The organism is Vallitalea guaymasensis (assembly GCF_018141425.1).
GTDB classification, from domain to species: Bacteria; Bacillota; Clostridia; order Lachnospirales; family Vallitaleaceae; genus Vallitalea; species Vallitalea guaymasensis.
This window is the reverse complement of sequence record NZ_CP058561.1, coordinates 5322387-5343354: the sequence shown is the minus strand read 5'-3', so window position 1 is coordinate 5343354 and position 20968 is coordinate 5322387. Positions and strand designations below refer to the sequence as shown.

Genomic DNA, 20968 nt, shown 5'->3' with positions numbered 1-20968 from the left:
AGGAAACACCGAATTCGGCGAGTCTTGATAAAAGGAGGTGCCAAAATGTACGCAATTATTGAAACTGGTGGAAAGCAATATAAAGTTGCTGAAGGTGATTCAATTAGAATCGAAAAATTAGGAGTAGCTGCTGGCGAAACTGTAACATTTGACAAAGTTTTAATGATATCTAATGACAATGGTTTAACTGTTGGTAATCCAACTGTTAGCAATGCTACTGTAACTGCAACTGTTGAAGCAGAAGGCAAAAACAAAAAAGTTATAGTTTACAAGTACAAAGCTAAAAAAGGTTATCATAAAAAGCAAGGTCATAGACAACCATTTACTGAAGTTAAAATCGAAAAGATTAACGGGTAATTATTATTATGATTGCTGTTAATGTATTTACGAGTAACGAGATAATAAACGGTTTTGAATTAAGTGGTCACGCAGGTTATTCTGAATATGGTAAAGATATAGTATGTGCTGCACTGTCAGTATTGACTATAAATGCTATTAACTCAATTGAGAATTTTACAGATGATTTATATGATTGTTCTACAGACGAACAGATAGGATATATGTCATTTAAAATATTGGATAAAGTCAGTGATGAATCTCATTTATTGCTGAAATCAATGATATTAGGTATAGAATCAATGATAGAAGAATACGGTAGTGATTATATAACTCTTGATATCAAGGAGGTGTAAGCATGTTAAGAATGAACCTTCAATTCTTTGCTCATAAAAAAGGAGTTGGTTCTACTAAGAACGGTAGAGACTCTGAGTCAAAGAGATTAGGCGCTAAAAAAGCTGATGGACAAACTGTAAAAGCTGGAAATATTTTATATAGACAACGTGGAACTAAAATTCATCCAGGTGAAAATGTAGGTAGAGGTGGCGATGACACTTTATTTGCATTAGTTGATGGAGTAGTTAAGTTTGAAAGAAAAGGCAGAGACAAGAAGCAAGTTTCTGTATATCCAAAAGCTCAATAAGTTTACTGAAAAGTTTCAAATGGTTTCATTTGAAACTTTTTTTTATGGTTTTATAAGGAAAATATATTGAACTTATTGAGAATGCTTAATAGATGTTTGAATTCAATATATAATAACAAGTTTTTTAGAATAGGTATATAGACAGTATAATTAATAAATACTATAATTAAAGGTAATTTAGTCTACAAAGTTAAATATCACTTTAAATTATAGTAATTTTATAATATAATACACATAGATTAATAAGTATTAAACTAAAATAAGATTAATAATTAAGACTCAATTAATTTTCCTAATGGGAAAGGATAGATGCAAATGATATTTGTAGATCAAGCTAAGATATATATAAAATCAGGTGATGGCGGTAACGGTTGTGTAAGTTTCAGAAGAGAAAAATATGTACCTAACGGTGGACCTGATGGAGGAGACGGTGGTAAGGGCGGAGACATTATCTTTCGAGTGGATAATGATCTAAATACACTATATGATTTTAGACATAAAAAACATTTCAAAGCCCGTAACGGAGAACCTGGCAAAGGTAATAGAATGCACGGCAAGAATTCTGATGATCTAATAATAAATGTACCACTTGGTACTATTATAAGAGAAGCTGAAACAGGAAAAGTAATTATTGATATGGCTCATCCTGGTATGGAAGAAGTTTTATTAAATGGTGGTCGTGGTGGTAAAGGAAATCAGCATTATGCCACTCCAACCATGCAGATACCTAAGTATGCCCAACCTGGTAAATCAGGCAGGGATCTTTGGGTCGTTTTAGAATTAAAAACAATTGCTGATGTTGGTCTTGTAGGTTTTCCTAATGTTGGTAAATCAACTTTTCTATCAAGAGTAACTAATGCTAGACCTAAAATTGCTAATTATCATTTTACAACACTAAACCCAAATCTAGGAGTTGTCGATATAAGTGATGGAAAAGGTTTTGTTATAGCAGATATTCCAGGTCTTATCGAAGGTGCTTCAGAGGGCGTTGGACTAGGTCATGAATTTTTAAAACATATTGAACGTACAAAAATCATTGTTCATATAGTGGATGTAGCTTCAACAGAAGGAAGAAATCCTGTAGAAGATATTAATAAGATAAATTATGAACTAAAAACATTCAATCCAGAGCTAGTTAAAAGACCAATGGTAATAGCTGCCAACAAAATTGATGTAATGCAAGATGATAAATATTTATTGGAATTAAAAGATGAATTTGAAGATAAAGGAATTAAAGTATACCCTATCTCTGCAGTTACAGGTCAGGGAGTGAAAGAGTTATTATACCATATTCATGACCTATTAAAAGGTTTAGATGATGAAACATTAGTCTATGAACAAGAGTATTTCATTGATAGTGAAGAAGTTAAGGAAGATGCATTTACTGTAGAGGTATTAGAAGATAATACTTTCCTAGTAGAAGGACCTAAAATAGAAAAAATGCTAGGATACACTAATCTTGAAACTGAAAAAGGGTTTGCTTTCTTCCAAAAGTTCTTAAAGGAAAATGGTATAATCGAGGAATTAGAACGCCTTGGTATAGAAGAAGGGGATACTGTTAAGATGTATTACCTTGAATTCGATTTTTATAAGTAGAAGAGAAATTACAAAAGGAGAATATGATGGAAAGAATAACAAGTAAACAAAGAGCCTATCTAAGACGATTGGCCAATGATATAGAACCAATATTCCAGGTTGGTAAGTCAGGGGTAACTCCTGAAATAACAGAAGCCATATCTGATGCATTAGAAGCTAGAGAATTAATTAAAATTAATGTATTAAAGAATTGTTTATACACACCAAAGGATATATGTTATGTTTTAGCAGAAAGAACAAGATCAAGTGTAGTACAGCAGATTGGAAGAAAGATTGTACTATATAGAGAATCTAAGGAAAACGCTAAGATTATATTGCCATAACAATTATGGTACAGCTGATTTTATACTAATGATTAAAAGAAACGAGGGGTTTACATGAAAAAATATTTAAGATTTATTTCGATAACAATGATGTTGTTAATAATAATTAATTTAAGTAATTTTTCTAGTTTAGCAAGACCGATAACCTTCAATGATATGGACATAACTCTTGCAAAAGTTGTGGAAGTAATTAGTGGTGAGGCCATCAAAGTAATTGAAGAAGATAGTAATTCTAACAAAACTGTTAAACTTATTAAAATGATAGGTATTGATACTGATTCTTCTACTGAAGCTATGGAATATACTTATAACCGTTTGTTAGGCAAACGAGTTATGCTGTTGCCGGATTCTAAGGATTCAACATTTGACAAGTTAGAGGGTTGGAGTTATAAATATGTTTATTTGCTATCAAGTAAATCTCTAAGTGAAGAATTATTGGAACAGGGATTAGCTAATTTGGATGATTCATATAATCAAGCTGAACAGTATAGTGATTTAGATAAAGCCATGCTAAAAGCAAAAGAAGAGAAAAAAGGTATTTGGGAAAATTATAATAACAAAAACGCTACTATAGGAGTTAACATCAATACTGCTACTTATACTGATTTAGTAGATGTATTGGAGGATACTACTAGTTCAATGGCATATTCTATTGTTAATTATAGAAAATATAATCCATTCAATTCTGTTGAGGAGATTAAGTTTTGTAACACAGCCTTTACGAAAGAATGGTTTGATAAAAATAGAAACAAGATGTCTGTTATAAGTAATATCAGTACAGCATCATTTGAAGAATTGAAATCATTGTTTAATGATACTGAATTAGGCGATAAGATGGCAAAGAATATTGTAGAATATAGATTATATAACCTAATTAATAGCCTATATGAAGTTAGAAGAATACCTGGTATGTATCATAACTATTCCAAGGTAGAAGAATTCATAGCTCTAAAACCAGTTAATGACTATGTGGAAAAAGAAATTAAAGTAGTTAATCTTAATACTGCTTCTATCAAACAGATTAGAAGAACTTGCTTTTTCTCAGTAAATAGAGCTGACCAAATAGTAAAAGAAAGAAATAATCAAAAATATATTATTAAATCTTTAGGTGAATTAGAGAAAAAAGGTTATATAAGCAGATACGAGATCAATCGCTATAGTGACAATTTTTCATTGCTTACCAATATTAATACTGCTAAAGAATATGAATTGGAATCTTTATTTGGTTTTATTGATATAAAGGAAGAAACAAGAGACAACATTGTCAAGCGTATAGTTGATAATAGACCATATACAGCCAAAAATGAAGTTGAAAGTATTATGACTTCAGCTTATTATGATAAGTTAAAACCTTATATATATGCTGTGGATTCTGAAATTCCTGAGTATATTAATATTAATATCACTGATAGATATAATGCAGTTGAATTATTTAATATGAACGATAAAGAAGCTGAAAAATATCTTAAAAATAGGATTAGATATACGTTCAGTAAGAACATCAATTTTGATTATGCTAATTACGTTTCTGACTTTTCGCTATTTACTAATCTGAATACCGCATCAAGATATGAACTGGAAAATATCTATGGAAGAGTGTGGAAAGACAGTAAATATCAATATGTTAGAATACCAAAAGAAATTATTGATGATATAATAAGCTTTAGGGAAGATCAACCATTCTGTTCTTTGGATGAAGTTTCAGAGATATTCTCTAAACATAAACAAAAGACTATATATAATAATATTAAAGATTACCTGGTATTTTATTAAATACAACTAATCTGATAGAAGGGTTTATTTATGAATAATGAATCAATCGGTATTATGGGAGGAACATTCGATCCCATACACTACGGTCATTTGATATTGGCTCAGCACGTATTAGATGAGATGGGTTTGAAAAAAATAATGTTTATACCTTCAGGTATATCTTATCTGAAATCAAACAAAGGAACATCTGATAAAAAGCATAGGTTCAATATGACTAAGCTTGGTATAATTAATAATAAAAGATTTGAAGTATCAACTATAGAGATTGATAGAGAAGGTAATACTTATACCGTTGATACTATTGAGGAATTAAATGAAAAATACCCCAATAACACCTATTATTTTATAATAGGTGCTGATTCTTTATTTGATCTAGTTAAATGGAAGAATTATAAAAGATTATTTGAAATCTGTAATTTTGTTGTTACTAATAGAGGTTCCACTTATACTGATGAACAATTACAACAGGAGATTCATAGATTGAAAAGCAAATATGATGCTACAATAAATCTGATTTGTATTCCAGATATTGAAATTTCTTCATCTGAGATAAGAAGAAGGGTAAAAAATAGACTATCAATCAAATATTTATTACCTGAAGATGTTGAAAAATATATTCATGATAATGAACTCTATATATAGTTTGCCTGTAACATTTTTATTGTAAAGAAGGGATAAATATCATGCAAAATAACTATAATATTACTGGAATTAGAAATCACCTACTAAAACAGCTTAGTGAAAATAGATATGAACATACATTAGGAGTAGAAAAAACAGCTGTTTCCTTAGCCAAGCTGTATAATGTAGATATTGAAAAGGCTAGAGTGGCTGCTCTGTTACATGATTGTGCAAAAAACTTATCTGATGATAAGAAATTGGAGTTATGTGAAAAATATAATATTGAAGTAACAGAAGAACAGAAAAAGAATCTTGACTTGATTCATGCTGAAATAGGTTCTGTAATGGCTAAATATGAATATGAAATTGATGATGAAGACATTCTTAATGCAATTACCTATCATACTACTGGTAAACCCAATATGTCCAATCTTGAAAAGATTATTTATGTATCAGATTACATAGAACCTGGGAGAACAAAAGCACCTAATCTAGATGAAATCAGAAGAGTAGTTATGAAAGATTTGGACAAAGCATTATATATGATTTTATCTGATACAATCAATTATTTAAAAACAAGTAAAAAGTATATAGTACCTACTACTATGGAAGCTTATGAGTACTATAAAAATATTTTGGATACTACAGGAGAGATAAATATGGAAAAGAATACAGACAATTCAATGGATCTATTAAAAACTGCATTGAAGGCTTTAGATGACAAACTTGCAGAGGATATACAAGTTCTTGATATAAGAGATCTAACAGTTATAGCAGATTATTTTATAATAGCTCATGGTAATAATAAGAGTCATATAAAAGCTCTTATTGATAGAACAGACGAAGTTTTATCTAAGAATGGTTACGAACCTAAACAAGTAGAAGGTTATAACTCAGCTAGCTGGATATTATTGGATTATGGCAATATCATTATCCATATCTTCAGTAAAGAAGATAGATTATTCTATGATCTTGAAAGAATATGGAGTGATGGTAAGAAAATAGACGTTAAGAGTTTAATTGAAGATTAGTTCTATCTACCTTAAGAAATAAAATTATTATCATAATAAGAGGTTTGCTATTACACACTTTAATAGCAAACCTCTTTTCTTATTAAAATCTTCTAAAAAGCCCTATTACTTTACCAATAATCTTTACATCGTCTACGATTATAGGAGTCATTGAACTATTCTCAGGTTGTAACCTAATATGGTCTGGTTCTCTAAAAAACCGTTTTACAGTAACAGAGTCATCAAGTAATGCAACCACAATATCTCTATCTACAGCTTGATTTTGTTGTTGTACCAAAATTAAATCCCCATCATAAATTCCTGCTTCAATCATACTGGTGCCATTAACATTTAGCATAAAAGTCTGTTTGTTGGGTATAAACTCAGCAGGTATAGGAAAATATTCTTCTATATTTTCTACTGCTAATAATGGTTCTCCAGCTGCAACTCTACCTACGATAGGTACACTTACCAATTCTCTTCTTGTAGGTGAAAAGGATTCATCAATTATTTCTATTGCTCTTGGTTTGGTCGGATCTCTTCTAATGATTCCTTTTTTCTCTAATCTCTCAAGATGGCCATGTACTGTTGATGTTGATTTCAAGCCTACAGCATCGCATATTTCTCTTACGGCTGGTGGATATCCTTTATTTAAAATTTCACTTTTTATAAAATTAAGTATCTTGATTTGCTTTTCGCTCAAGTCATTACTCATAATAATTCACCCCTATAATATTATTTACCAGTTATATGTATTGTAATTACATGCAAGTAAAATCTTTATTACTAAAAATAATGCATACATTTATTAACAATTATAGCATATTAACCTAATAATATCAAACAAATGTTCGGATAATTAAAAAATATTATTGACACAGAACATTTGTTCGGGTATAATAAATACAAACAAATGTTCGGGGTGATGATAAATGTATAGAAACAAAAGATTTTATGTCTTGGTAATATGTATGTGTGTATCGCTTTTTATTGTTTGTGGTTTTTTATTAGGATCAAATTATGTTAAGGGGTTAGAAATTAAACCTAACAAGATTTATATGTCTATCAAGATTGAGAAAAATGATACTTTATGGTCCATTTCAAGGGAAAATATGAATAAAGAGTATTATAACACTAAGGAGTATATAAAAGAGTTAAAACACATAAATAACTTGTCTAGTGATATAATACTTCATGGAGATCATATTATTGTTCCTATTATTAATTAGAAAACTAGTCTTTTCTTAACTTAATAACTTTTGCTGCTTGTCTTCGTCTAGCATCTTCTATTTGTGCATAATGCTTTTTAGTTGTATTTACATCCTTATGACCTAGAACATCAGCAACAAGGTATATATCACCAGTTTCTCTATATAGATTGGTTCCATAGGTACTTCTGAGCTTATGAGGGGAGATATTTTTTAAGTTAGTTACAAGCTTAGAGTATTTTTTTACTAGGTTTTGGACAGATCTTACACTTAATCGTTTATGTTGTAATGAAAGAAATAGTGCATCTTCATGACCTGAAACGGGTATAATATGTTTTCTATTATCCAAATATGCCATTAATGCACTTTCAACCTCATCTCCAAAATATATGATAACTTCGTTACCACCTTTTCTTACAATCCTAATACCATTAACATTGAAATCAATATCAGAAATGTTAAGACCAACGCATTCAGAAACACGTATACCAGTTCCAAGTAATAACGTCATCAATGCTAAATCTCTGTCTTTTGTTAATTTATGATATTTCTTTTGAGATTGTGTTAGCTTATCACCAGATTCAACTTCATCTAATAATCTAGCTACTTCATCAATTTCTAAACGTGTTATGTTTTTATTATGTATCTTAGGTAGATCGACCAGCAAAGCAGGGTTGTTAGTTATTTTTTGCTTTTTATAAAAATATGTAAAAAAAGACCTTAGGCTTGCAAGCTTTCTGGATTTACCTCTTTCAGTATTTTTATGTTCAATAATATGACCTTTTTTATCTTCTTTTTTATAATAACTTAGGTATTCTAAATACATTTCAATATCATCTGGTGTTATATATGAGAGTTCTTTTAGTTCTATGTGTGTTATATCTTTATCTTTGAAATCCTTGTGATACTCAAGTATAAATTCAAAAAACAGTCTAAGATCATATGCGTAAGCAATCCTAGTTTTGGATGAAGTAGTCTGTTCTATGCCTCTAAAAAATTCAAATGTAAAAGAGGGTAGAGAGTACATAATTTCTCTTAATATAACTGAGTTTTTAATATTTTGTTGTTCATGGTAATCATTATTTTTTATCATTAGTATACACCTCATTTACTTACCTTCATTAATGCCATATTATAAATATTAGAACTTCCAACCTTTGATATCTGAACCTTCAATAGCTCTATATAGCCTTTGTACCAAACCAGGGTTCTCTTTTTCTAAATTGGAGAGAAGATTTTTCATATATTCACGCTTAGTATTTCCGTCGGCAGGGCAAGGGCTCTTTACAACAGGTAGATTATATTTATTTTTAAATCCTATCAAATCTTTTTCTGCAACATACATAAAAGGTCTAATAGAATATAGTTTCATCCTGTCAAGATATGTCACTGGAGAAAATGTATAGAATCTACCTTCAAAAAACAATGACATCATCATAGTTTCAACAATATCCTCTTTATGATGACCAAGAGCGATTTTATTACATCCTAACTTATCTGCCATTTCATTTAAGGCACCTTTACGCATTTTAGCACATAATGAACATGGATTTTTTTCCTTTCTCTCGTTGAATATGATTTCACCAATATCAGTATCAACAATTGTATAATTTATATCTAATTCTTTGCATAGATTTTTGACTCCTGTTAAATTAAAATTATCAAAGCCAAGAGAAACAGTAATAGCTTCAACTTCAAATTTCTTTGGATAGAATCTCTGCAGTCCTTTTAACGCATAGAGTAGTGCTAAACTATCTTTTCCTCCGGAAACACCTATCGCTATTTTATCTCCATCATCTATCATATTGTAAGTATCTACAGCTTTTCTAGTATGGCTAAGTAGTTGTTGTAATTTCATTATATATAAACCTTTCTTATTTTTAGTATAGTTTTAACGAATATTAATAAATTGCAATATATTAATATTTGATTATTAATTAAATCTATATAATATAAATTATCCATAGTCATAATAATTAACTGGTATATATTTTATTATCATAATATAGCAATATAAAACCTTTTAAATATAAGTATAATATATATTAATAGGAGTTAATCTATATTATAGTAGAGCATAATTTAGTATATTATATCATAAAACAAATGGGTTAAATAGTGGTTAGTATTAATAATTTAGATTTATTATCTATAATGGATTATGCTGTAGTTGTATATAAAAGTTAATATTTTAGTTAAATGTCATATTATAATTATTTCCTATAAGATCTTGCAAAATAATAAGAATAAGATGTAATAATAGTGATATTGAACACAATATAAAACAAGAAGTATAAGAAGATAAAAATTATGAAAGTTTGTTAATATTTTCACGTATAGTATATATTACTTATAACATTTCGTTAAAGTTGTGTTTTGCGCATAGTTAAATTGAGTATTATAAGAAGTGTTCAGCATTATAACTATTATAACTTTTGTAAGAATACATAATTATCTACAAAGAATATTACAAAAAGTAGAGAGATATAAATCTAATCATATCTCTCTAGCTTTGTTAACAATATCTTATGTTCTATTATGTCAAAACCATCCGAATCCATTTCTCCACTAAACCCAATAAAGCTTTCTCTATCCTTAACCTCACCTACTTCATTTACATAAGCTAATTCATTAGGACAAACAGTATAGCTTCTAAAGGGACATTCATTATCAAAACAATAATAGCTTGGGTTAAAAGCTATGCGATTTAAATATTTTAAATCATAGTTGATCAAGTAATCATAAATTTTCTTCATACTCAAAATAATCGAAGTCGGCATTAATGTGTAATCCGGTCAAATCCTGACAGCATAAACCTACAAATGCGCCTGTAAATCTTTCTTCTTTTATATAAGTAAAATACTCATCCGACAATGTGCTTGCGTCAAAAACAGGACCTATGGCTTTCCAGTCAAAACCATCTCCCGAATAATAGAACTGTAGCTTGACATAATTTACTTCTACCTTTAAATAACACTTTTCATCTTTATGAATGGATATTCCCTCATCTATCGGGTAATCGAAAGTTCCATTATCACAAACGATAATTGTCAAGACTTTACCAATGTTTTCATTATGAGTAATACTTAGGTAATAAAAGTTCAAGGAGTCATACATACATATAAGCCCTGCCATCTGCTGAAATGAATAGGGGTCGAATTCAACACAGGTTACTGCAGTGTATTTGAAAGACTGCTGACGTCTCGCAATCAAACTTTGTTTATGCATTGAACTTAGTGATTCCCAACCTTTTAACCTGAGATAACCGGGGCGCTCTGTGAGTGAAAGCATATCCTCACCAAGAGGGATTCTAAGACTTTGAAAATGTATACTCAAGGTTTCAGAGTCAAAATTATCCCGAATACAGGATTTTTCCCATGGATGCTCCAACAAATCTGGAGACTTAATATTAACCAAGGGGGTATTCCCTCCGTTATCAAGCCTAAGCCAATAATCTTCGGTCCAGTCCATTTTTTGTATCGCTGTTTCTCTTCCAAGAATACACCGTCCTTTAGAAGGAAGTGGTCTTCCGCACAAGTGAACCATGTACCAGTCTCCATTTTGTGTTTCTACCAAGCTTGCATGCCCTGCTCTCTGCAATTCAAGCTTACAATCATACCTAGATGTAAGAATAGGATTTTTCGGGTCCACCTCATAAGGTCCTGTAATTGATTTTGATCTTGCCATGGTTACTGCATGATCAAGGAAAGTACCACCTTCAGCTGTAAGCAGATAATAGTATCCATTTTTCTTATATAAATGGGGTCCCTCCGTAAGACCTAACTCTGTTCCCTTAAAAATATTTGTAATTGGACCGACAAGGCGTTTTTTCTTCACGGAATACTCTTGAAGTAATATTCCTCCAAACCTGTTATTCCCTTTACGGTGATCCCAAATCATATTAACAAGCCATTTTCGTCCATCATCATCATGAAAAAAGGAAGGGTCAAACCCACTACTGTTTAAATATATTGGGTCAGACCACTCTCCACAGATGTTACTAGCTGTCACAAGATAATTATGAGCATCCTTAAAAATTCCTGAAAAGCTTTTTACATCGGTATAAATCAAATAAAATATACCATCATGGTAAGACAAGCATGGTGCCCATATCCCACCCGAGCTTGGATTACCTCTCATATCAAGCTGAGAGATCCTGTTCAATGGACGTGTAATCAGTTTCCAGTGTATCAAGTCCTTGGAGTGATGTATTTGCACACCAGGAAACCACTCAAATGTAGAAGTTGCAATGTAGTAATCATCACCAACTCTTAAAATCGATGGATCAGGATTAAATCCTCGAAGTATAGGATTATCAACCTCTTTCAAAACAACTTTTTTGATATCATGCATATAATAATTCCTCCATACTCAATTTGTTAGTGTAAAGTATTTTATTTTATCCTTTATTGCTCTTTTTAATTAAACTACTTCTAATTTTTTATAAAAGTAAAAAAAACGAGTATAATTGGAGCAGCTTATAACTAGAGCTGCTCCAATAGGACCCATTATGGTATCAACCACATCTAGGTGTTTTCTTTGAACAAGAAAAACATCGCCAATTATTTAATTAATCTTTTGTAAAGTACAATCATCAGCATATATATCCGCAGTCGAAGTATCGGTACATATGTAGAATTTAGCACTAGTTAGTGTTCCTGTCCATGTTACATTTACTATCCCTGATAGATTAGTATACGATGTATTATTAACTAAACCGCTAACAAAGAAATAATGTGTTCCTGAAGAATCTATAGTTTGAATGACTACATTACCAATATCACTTCCAGATGATAGTTGTACAAATGCCCCAATATCATAGCTTCCTTGACCGTTAGCATTAAGAGATGAAAGAATATCTTGTGATGGTCCATTCCAAGCTGCAGTCCTTCCAGAGTATATACCTGCTTTTGTACCAGAGTATACAGGTGAAGTTACTGTTGCAACTGAACCAGAACCAAATGATGCCCAAGATGCGGTACCACTTTCAAAACCATCATTTTGTAATAACTCTATCTCAGTCTTTTGTAAAGTACAATCATCAATATATATATCCGCAGTCGAAGTATCGGTACATATGTAGAATTTAGCACTAGTTAGTGTTCCTGTCCATGTTACATTTACTATCCCTGATAGATTAGTATACGATGTATTATTAACTAAACCGCTAACAAAGAAATAATGTGTTCCTGAAGAATCTATAGTTTGAATGACTGCATTACCAATATCACTTCCAGATGATAGTTGTACAAATGCCCCAATATCATAGCTTCCCTGGCCGCTAGCATTAAGAGATGAAAGAATATCTTGTGATGGTCCATTCCAAGCTGCAGTCCTTCCAGAGTATATACCTGCTTTTGTACCAGAGTATACAGGTGAAGTTACTGTTGCAACTGAACCAGAACCAAATGATGCCCAAGATGCGGTACCACTTTCAAAACCATTATTTAGTATTATCTCGTAATCTGAGTTTTGATCTTCACCAGTCCAAGTTTTCCATTGTTCAAAGGTCTTTGAGGTAATAAGATCAGAAAATGGTGCATCACCACTATAAGTATTATAGTCACAAGCAAACGTATTAAGCAAGTCAGACCAGTTTGGTATTTCAATCATATAACCACTTGCATCTTGAGTTATTTTATTGTTGTTTATATCAATATCCCTGACTCTATTTTTTTGTAATTTTACAACTGGAACAGCACTAAAATTATAACTATCATCTCTATATGCCCAATCCCACACATTTATTTGATTGCGTAAATTGTTTTCTATAACATTGTTTTGAATGGTTATATCATCACATAATTCAATAACCAATCCTCCTTCTTTAACAGAATAAGTACCTGATTTTCCTGTATTAGTATATCTTATTTGTGAATCCTTAATTAAAAATGGTCCTGGTGAATATTCAAAGAAAACACCTCTTAAGTAATTGTTAGCAACATTAACTGAATCAATAATTATGTCATAGTTATCTACATCCATCCATAATCCTGTTGCATAATTATCAAAAAAGTTTACATTGTAAACCTTACATATATTTGTATGCATGAATTTAAAGCCTCCACTTGCCCATCCATCCAAGTAGTCACACCATTTAAGCCTCCATACATTATACGATACTTCTGAGTTGCTCATCAATATATTTTGTACTCCATAAGTCCACATTCCGATATGACCATTGTAATTAACTTTTGTATTATTTACGGTAATATTTTTTGAGTAATCATATTTACCATTAGTTGAATTAATAATTTCTCCCCAATTTGCGCTAACACAAGTTTCTCCCCATATTGTTAATCCATAAAAATTAGAATAATTAATTTCACAATTATCTATTAATAAGTTGTCTGTCTTGTAGAAGTTGACTGCTCCAAAATAACCTGATGAATGCCTACTACTATTGTTTGCGTGTTGGAATACTATACCTCTTAAAACAATATTTTTTCTCCCTGGCATTACATCCAGAAGTTGATCCCTTTCGGATACCTCAACAGTATGCCCATTCAAATCAGACCATGAAGAAGGTATTTGTAAGTATATCCTATCATTTGCTTCGTCAACATAATAGGTTTTATCAGTCATATTCTCAAGAGACAGTGTCTGAGTATACAGCTCACCATCTACAAATAGCATTTCTCGTCTTCTTGAAAGCTCAGGGAATTGAGGTGCTCCTATACCTTCATATTCATAATAATATGCAGGAGCTGTTCCCCAGTCATAATTCCATGTAGCATAATATCTCTTACTTGTTCCATCCTGTGTCCAATTACTCCAAACATCTGATCCTGAAACTATTGCATTTTTTGCATTTTCCGCTTCAATTATAAGAGATGCTGATTGATCTACTTCTATATTTTTTGCCACATAAAGATCATATATACTTCCATTAAAATAACATTCCCATCCTGTTAAACCTCTTCCTATATATAATTCTCCATCAGATGCTACAGTTGAATCCGTATTGGTTACACTTCCAGCAGATGAAAGAATAATGTTATCGCTATCTTTATAATAGAAATCAACCTTACTGCCGTCATGGGTAATCTTAATTGTATATATTTTCGTATTATCCCATGTTATTGCATTACTTTCAATCCATTGTCCATTCCAATAAAGACCTATTTTTGAATTAGATCCTATTCTTACTGAATAAGGGGTATCATTAGCTGAACCTTTAAGTTTTTCAAGTATTTTCATATCACGATTTCCAATTGTTTCGTTAAACTTAACAGTCATATTTATAGTTATTTTACTGGTAATATCAAAATCATCACTGTCTGGAACTGAAACATATCCTGCTTTTCCATCAAATTCAAGTGCACCATCATTTGCATTCCATGTAGTACCACTAAATAAAGTACCACTGTTACCTCTTCCAGAATAATCAAATGCAGTATTTCCAGATCTATCGTCCATTCTATACCACGCAGCATAATTAGAGTTTTGTAATATTACTTCTTCATTATAAGTCCCATCTTTAAGTATAACTTTGGTATTATACCCTGCATCCTTTTTAACTACTGCTTTATCCAATGCTTTTTGAAAGGTTTTATAGGGATTTGAAGAAGAACCATTCCCATTTACATCATCACCATTAACAGGATCAGCATAATAAGTATATGAAACAACTTCAGATATTGTCGGTGCACCAGTGGCATCTTGGGGCAAATCAGGCGCAGCAAACACCTCTACTTGAAACATCAAACTTAATGTAAACATACTAATTAAAACTACTAATAAACCTACTAATAAACCTATTGTACTTTTAATCTTTTTCATCATAACAAATCCTTCCTTTTTAATTTGGTTTGTTTTATGTGTTTACCCAGTTCTGGCAATTACCCCTTTACTCTGCCTAATAGTCAACTAACAAAATATCTTTGTAAGAAAAGATATTTTGTTAATATTGGAGTTGTTGCAACCATTGTCATACTTGCATATATCATCCAGAGGTAAATGCGTATCCGAGTAATTAAAATCAATCTTTTTTTGGATCAGCCAGTTACTGAATCTCATTGATATAATTATCTTCATTCCAATTGGAGGTTCCGTAGTCTACGTGCTTAAAGACTTTCAATCTTACAATTTGAAGCTATTCTGTTGCCGCGAAAGTATCAGCTTGCCATACCGCTGAATTCTTACATTTTATATCTGTCGTTGACACATAAGATTATCAAACAAAGGCATTATACAAGTCATCACTTCGGACTCAGTTTTGGGATAAGGAATATTAGGAAATAAATACCAAGCTTCGGTGTGTGATGTTGATGACTTTGGATTAAGTGTCATATATGGACCAAGGCTTTCAAGTTCAAGTGTGTGCTCATTGACATATGTTTGATAGTCTGATGAATAATCTGCATAATCTGCATCATTAACAATATCATATTTTTTTATAAATAGTGTGTTGTGATTGTTGTAACCAGCAATCCCATGTGATGATGAGATACCAATTTTAAACTCATCCTTGATTATTGGATTGTGGTCCAGCAATATAATTTTTTTACCAAGATAAAACCTGCTATCACTAGGATTTGTAAAAGGCCAGAAAGCCAATGAATAGCTTGCCAATAAGCGACTGTCCACCTTGGGCAAAGGAATTATTTCTCTGCCACCAGGAGACATACATGTCAATGCCCATACGCATAATTTGATAGGCTGGCAACTGTGATTGGTTATTTTGTGATTAATAGTGACTTTAGCCAATTTGGGATCCATATTGATTATAATTTCTTTTTGAATACCTGTCGTTTTTTCAATTTCCTGAGTTAAAATTAGGGTGCTTTCTATGCATCTCCACTTTACAGATTGATTATCCGGATAGAGATATCTATCATCTATTTGTGGTCCATACCAAAGACGATGACCACCGTAGAAATGCCACACATCCCCTTTGGTATCATTGCAAGAAGGTGTTTCTTCATATAGCATATTGACCCCATTCACATAACTAAAAAGAATAATTCTAGGTCCAAAATCAGTTGTTGCAATCAACTCAATTTTCTGATTAGACAGTTTTATACACTTGCCCCAATTTAAAGTATTTATAACGTTTACTGATATCATGGTACATATTCCTTTCAGAAGAAATCAAATAATATGAGATATAACTAATGTTTATTTTTAGTTTCAATAATAACCTGACAGTAAATGTTCAAGGGCTTCGTAGTTCTTCGCTGCTGTATAATCGTCTATATAATTTGGATGAATAATTAATTTCAAGTCCGGATGCAACAAATCTTTAGCTTGCTCCAGCATAACATCGGTTTTCCCTGAAAGACGTGCATGTATAGCTATTCCTGAACCTGCCATTGCATCCCTGACTTCTGATGGGGTATTGGGATTTGGATCCCATGACTCATCAATTGCACAATCAATAGATACACATGAAGGCACCAATTCTTTGATAAAAGGCATGGTGTGGGTCCAATTTCCGCAGGAATGTATGGCTACTCCTCCCAAAGCTTGACCGATATGTTCATTGAGCGGTAAATTAAATTGGCGGTTAACTGATGGTGAGCCTACAGCCAAATTGTCATCTGAAATGGAGTAGCCTGAAAAATTATCTTGACAAAGCATTATGTGACCCGGTTTTAGCAAAGCATTTCCAATCAGCTCCGATTGGACTTGAGTGAATTCAATAACACATTGATTGATATCGTTCATAAATTGATACATGATCTCTGGCTCTAGTAGACAACCTATAAACACTTCACTTGCATCTAGCAGTAAAGTGGCAGTATCGCTCGCAGATTGGGTATCAGTACAAATAATGGGTATTGCATCACCTGTCTTGGATTTGAAGTATCTAATTGTATCTAGGATTAGGTGAGCTATTTCGCTGTCATTCCAATTGGGTTTTTTTAAGTTTTTAACTTCATCAATATTTGAGAACATATAGTGTGTTGCTGGTGCTTCCCCATCTCTCCATACATATTTACTTCCATACATATTGGCATAAACACCCGTTCCAAACCATGGTTCCAAAACAGGTAAGTGATCACTGGCAACAGTCAATGATGCCTCAATATACTTTATATTGGCATTAAAGCACTGTTCAGGTGTACGATTATCCCCCCATATATCACCATCTGGTGTTTGGAAGATCATATAGGGACGTTCATCATTTAAAAATTTTTTTGGTGCAGATTGACGATCAGTTCGCAATTTAATATAATTGTCAACTATTTTAGACAAATCCAACATTTTATTCCTCCTATCATTAGTCCAATTCAAAAAACATATATCTTTGACGTTATTCTCTAGAGAGTCTATTCATTTAACCTTTAACCGCACCAGCCGTTAAACTCTTTTGAATATCTTTGCTCATTAAAATATATGCAATAACCGTTGGCACTGTAGCAACAACAAGACCTGCTCCAATCGGTCCCCAGTTTGTAGAATACTGACCAACCATTGACATAATACCGACAGTTAATGTTCGAAATTCTTTTTTACTGACAAAGGTTACTGCAAACATCAGTTCATTCCATGAAGCAATATATGTAAATATTGATGCTGCAGCAAGCACAGGTTTAAGCAACGGGAGCATTATCAATCCAAATGTTTGATAGATATTTGCTCCATCAATTGATGCTGCTTCTTCAAGTTCTTTAGGTATTGTTGCAAAGAAATTCACCATTATGTTGATTGACAACGGCATTGCAAAGCCGACATACGGTATGATCAATGCCCAGTAAGAATTAAGAATGCCAGCATACTTTAACATTAGAAATAGTGGCAACAATGCAGCATGTATTGGCATCATTAAACCCAATGTGAAATACAAAAGTGTTACATTTCCATATTTCCAGTTCATTCTTCCGATGACATAAGATACCATCGAAGAAAGCAATCCGCTTATGAGTATTGTTGCACTTGTTACAATAACACTGTTACTAAAGTAAAGCCCCACACTGCCATTCACCAATGCGGATTGATAATTCTGCCATAAAAACCGTTGAGGTAAACCTAACACATTTCCTCCGAAAATTTCACTGTTATCCTTTAGTGAAAATAAAATTAGCCAAAAAAAAGGATATATTTGGATTACTGCAAATCCAATAAGTATAATGGCCAATATAACTTTATATAGTCTAGAAATTTTAATATGTTCCAAAATAACACCTCACCATTTTCTTGAAATCTAATTAGTATGTATATTGTCTGGTTTTGAAAGCTTTTTGCAAAATCAAAGTCAAAATCAAACATTCAACGATTATGAATACAGCCATTGAACTTCCATAACCATACTTGCTTTTGTGAAATATTGTCTGAAACATTAAAGTACTCGGTACTTCACTGGCATGCAACGGTCCACCGCCAGTCAAAAGATATACTTGATCGAATATTTTGAGTGCTCCTATCAAAGCCAAAGTAATACAGGTTTTAAGCATTGGTCTAATAAGCGGGATTGTTATTCTAAAAGATATCTGTGAATTGGAAGCACCATCAATATATGCCGCCTCATAGATATCTTTTGGAATTGACTTTATAGACGTATACAGCAATAGCATATGATAGCCAATGTATTGCCATATAATTGGCACTATGACGGCAACTAGGGCTGTATCTCGATTACCTAACCATTGATTGATTAAGTTTTCAAGCCCTATTTTTTCCAAGCCAAGATTTAACAATCCATAATGTGGATGATATATTTTCATCCAAAGCTGACACACAACTACCGTTGAAATAATAAACGGTATAAAATAAATATTACGTAACAGTGATTCACCTTTTATGCCTCTTGCTAATATCAGAGCAAAAAACAGACCAATTGGAATCTGAAACATAATGGATGATGCCGCAATAACCAGTGAATTGATGACTGCTTTAATAAATCCATCCTCAACAACCAAGTCTCTATAATTTCTAATCCCAACAAAAACAGATTCTCCAATACCATTCCATTCATTTAAACTGTAACATATTGTGAAAAAAATTGGCACAATAACCACTAGTGTATAAAACAACAACCCAGGTATTACAAATACACCAATAGCCACAGATTTTTGTTTATCTTTTTTTTTTTCATTGAAAGCTCCTCCTAGAAATCAAAGAATTAAAGATTTATTATCATTAATTCTTTGTGAATAGAATAAATATATTGTTACTCGTTCATTTTTTGCATTCCTTGAGCAAATTCTTCTGGTGTAATATCTCCAACCATTGCTTGCAATAACAAGTCCATATGATTTTCGCCATCTTCACCTTCAAGGAATGTGTTCCACCAAACCACAAATCCGGTTGAATCATCTAACAACTCAGTAATTTGATTTAGAATTGGATTAATATCTGAGGTATCATAATCCACTTTCCATGTCGGAAGTCCACCGCCGAACAAATAGAATTCTTTAGACAAATGTTCACACAAATATTTTTGGAACTTAATTGTTGCATCTAAATTATCAACTTTCGAATTTACCATAAATGTGTCTACTGCACCACCATAGAATTCATTTGGATCTCCATTGGCACCTTCTATAATAGGGAAGTTGACCACTTTGATTTTCCCTTTGACTGGTACACCATCTTTTTCTAGATCACCCGCAAACCAACTACCATGAAAATACATTGGTATCTCGCCAGCTTTAAATGGTTCTTGAGATTCATCTCTATTCAAGCCGAGAACACCTTCATCAAAAGCACCCAAGTCATACAATTCTTTCAATTTGGCTGCAGAGTCCACGATTTCAGGTGTGTCAAAAGATTCCATCTTGTTAAGTGCACTGTTATTGGCTTCTGCACCAGCAATCTTAAGCGCTAAGGCATTATGATAAAACATCACAGGCCATCTGTCCTTACCCCCTGCTGCAAAAGGTACAATGTCTTTTTCTCTGAACGCTATAACTGCCTCTTTTAACTCACTGTAAGTTTCAGGAATTTTGATGCCATGTTCCTCAAACAACTCTTCATTACAATACATGATTCCAACATTCAAAGTTAATGGTAGTCCATATATCTTGCCATCATATGTAAAGTTTGTTAACGCACCTCCAATCAGCTTGTCTGTTGTACCATCATGGATATAGTCGTCAAGAGGTAATACCATTCCAGATTCTACAAATGACTTAGACCATCCAGCTCCCCATGAAAAGAATAAATCCGGTGCTTCTCCTGCTGCAATAGCAGTTTTAATTTTAGTCTTATATGTTTCATTTTCTGTAGCATCAGCAATAATTTTAATATTAGGGTTCTCCGCTTCAAAATCAGCAATTACCTTACTTACAGCTTCTGACTGAGCGCCTGTTCCTTCTGGCCATAAATGCCAAAATGAGATTTCTATCATGTCATCACTCTGATCAGCCGTTTTTGATGCTTCAGCTTCTGTTTGTGATTCAATGACTTTGACCGTTTCTCCATCATTCTTCTCCCCACACCCGGTTAGACTAATCATCAGTGTTAAGGCTAACATGATAGATATCAATTTCTTATAACTTACATTCATTTTAA

General features: G+C 32.3%; 20 protein-coding genes and 1 other annotated feature (1 of these 21 running past the window's edge). Of the genes, 9 read left to right on the top strand and 11 right to left on the bottom strand.

What is annotated here, in order from left to right:
• Window positions 1-35, top strand: a sequence feature (ribosomal protein L21 leader region) (it extends 39 nt beyond the left edge of the window).
• A gap of 10 nt (window positions 36-45) precedes the next feature.
• The 8 genes from rplU (at window position 46) to yqeK (ending at window position 6323) form a co-directional block, all read left to right on the top strand.
• On the top strand, window positions 46-357 hold the full coding sequence (rplU, locus tag HYG85_RS23130) for a 50S ribosomal protein L21 (RefSeq protein ID WP_113675016.1): 312 nt from the start codon (window positions 46-48) through the stop codon (window positions 355-357).
• An 8-nt stretch (window positions 358-365) separates the two neighbouring features.
• Window positions 366-692, top strand: a complete 327-nt coding sequence (locus HYG85_RS23125) for a ribosomal-processing cysteine protease Prp (protein WP_212691608.1) — start codon at window positions 366-368, stop codon at window positions 690-692.
• Between the two features lie 2 nt (window positions 693-694).
• Entirely contained in the window at window positions 695-979 is a 285-nt protein-coding gene (gene rpmA / locus HYG85_RS23120; RefSeq protein WP_113675018.1) for a 50S ribosomal protein L27, read from the top strand.
• A 318-nt stretch (window positions 980-1297) separates the two neighbouring features.
• Window positions 1298-2575 (top strand): GTPase ObgE, encoded by a 1278-nt coding sequence (gene obgE / locus HYG85_RS23115; protein ID WP_212693823.1) that lies wholly within the window; start codon window positions 1298-1300, stop codon window positions 2573-2575.
• A 35-nt stretch (window positions 2576-2610) separates the two neighbouring features.
• Window positions 2611-2898: a ribosome assembly RNA-binding protein YhbY gene (yhbY, locus tag HYG85_RS23110; protein WP_113675678.1), complete on the top strand. Its 288-nt coding sequence runs from the start codon at window positions 2611-2613 to the stop codon at window positions 2896-2898.
• A 54-nt stretch (window positions 2899-2952) separates the two neighbouring features.
• Entirely contained in the window at window positions 2953-4671 is a 1719-nt protein-coding gene (locus HYG85_RS23105) for a helix-hairpin-helix domain-containing protein (RefSeq protein WP_212691607.1), read from the top strand.
• 30 nt (window positions 4672-4701) lie between these two features.
• Window positions 4702-5313, top strand: coding sequence for a nicotinate-nucleotide adenylyltransferase (nadD, locus tag HYG85_RS23100; RefSeq protein ID WP_212691606.1), 612 nt, complete (start codon window positions 4702-4704; stop codon window positions 5311-5313).
• A gap of 41 nt (window positions 5314-5354) precedes the next feature.
• Window positions 5355-6323: a bis(5'-nucleosyl)-tetraphosphatase (symmetrical) YqeK gene (gene yqeK / locus HYG85_RS23095; RefSeq protein WP_212691605.1), complete on the top strand. Its 969-nt coding sequence runs from the start codon at window positions 5355-5357 to the stop codon at window positions 6321-6323.
• Between the two features lie 82 nt (window positions 6324-6405).
• Here yqeK and lexA read toward each other — a convergent pair whose 3' ends face one another.
• Window positions 6406-7017, bottom strand: a complete 612-nt coding sequence (gene lexA / locus HYG85_RS23090) for a transcriptional repressor LexA (protein WP_113675021.1) — start codon at window positions 7015-7017, stop codon at window positions 6406-6408.
• Window positions 7018-7234: 217 nt separating this feature from the next.
• Between lexA and HYG85_RS23085 the strand changes: the two genes are divergently transcribed.
• Complete coding sequence (locus HYG85_RS23085; RefSeq protein ID WP_212691604.1) at window positions 7235-7531, top strand: LysM peptidoglycan-binding domain-containing protein; 297 nt, start codon at window positions 7235-7237, stop codon at window positions 7529-7531.
• Between the two features lie 4 nt (window positions 7532-7535).
• Here HYG85_RS23085 and HYG85_RS23080 read toward each other — a convergent pair whose 3' ends face one another.
• From HYG85_RS23080 to HYG85_RS23035, 10 genes are all read right to left on the bottom strand, one after another.
• The gene (locus HYG85_RS23080; RefSeq protein ID WP_212693822.1) at window positions 7536-8600 is read right to left on the bottom strand and encodes a tyrosine-type recombinase/integrase; all 1065 of its coding nucleotides are present in this window, start codon (window positions 8598-8600) and stop codon (window positions 7536-7538) included.
• A 51-nt stretch (window positions 8601-8651) separates the two neighbouring features.
• Entirely contained in the window at window positions 8652-9368 is a 717-nt protein-coding gene (locus HYG85_RS23075; RefSeq protein ID WP_212691603.1) for a tRNA lysidine(34) synthetase, read from the bottom strand.
• A gap of 634 nt (window positions 9369-10002) precedes the next feature.
• Window positions 10003-10266: a hypothetical protein gene (locus tag HYG85_RS23070; protein ID WP_212691602.1), complete on the bottom strand. Its 264-nt coding sequence runs from the start codon at window positions 10264-10266 to the stop codon at window positions 10003-10005.
• Window positions 10250-11863 (bottom strand): glycoside hydrolase family 43 protein, encoded by a 1614-nt coding sequence (locus HYG85_RS23065; protein ID WP_212691601.1) that lies wholly within the window; start codon window positions 11861-11863, stop codon window positions 10250-10252. The genes HYG85_RS23070 and HYG85_RS23065 overlap by 17 nt, the downstream gene beginning before the upstream one ends.
• A gap of 213 nt (window positions 11864-12076) precedes the next feature.
• Window positions 12077-15295, bottom strand: a complete 3219-nt coding sequence (locus HYG85_RS23060) for a carbohydrate binding domain-containing protein (RefSeq protein ID WP_212691600.1) — start codon at window positions 15293-15295, stop codon at window positions 12077-12079.
• Window positions 15296-15658: 363 nt separating this feature from the next.
• Window positions 15659-16579 (bottom strand): hypothetical protein, encoded by a 921-nt coding sequence (locus tag HYG85_RS23055; protein WP_212691599.1) that lies wholly within the window; start codon window positions 16577-16579, stop codon window positions 15659-15661.
• A 63-nt stretch (window positions 16580-16642) separates the two neighbouring features.
• Complete coding sequence (locus HYG85_RS23050) at window positions 16643-17719, bottom strand: uroporphyrinogen decarboxylase family protein (RefSeq protein WP_212691598.1); 1077 nt, start codon at window positions 17717-17719, stop codon at window positions 16643-16645.
• Between the two features lie 73 nt (window positions 17720-17792).
• Window positions 17793-18632 carry a carbohydrate ABC transporter permease gene (locus HYG85_RS23045; RefSeq protein ID WP_212691597.1) on the bottom strand — a complete coding sequence of 280 codons (840 nt, stop codon included), beginning with the start codon at window positions 18630-18632 and terminating at the stop codon, window positions 17793-17795.
• A gap of 31 nt (window positions 18633-18663) precedes the next feature.
• A complete protein-coding gene (locus HYG85_RS23040; protein WP_244971250.1) occupies window positions 18664-19464 on the bottom strand; it encodes a carbohydrate ABC transporter permease in 801 nt (266 codons plus the stop codon).
• Window positions 19465-19625: 161 nt separating this feature from the next.
• A complete protein-coding gene (locus HYG85_RS23035; protein ID WP_212691595.1) occupies window positions 19626-20963 on the bottom strand; it encodes an extracellular solute-binding protein in 1338 nt (445 codons plus the stop codon).
• Window positions 20964-20968: the final 5 nt, after the last annotated feature.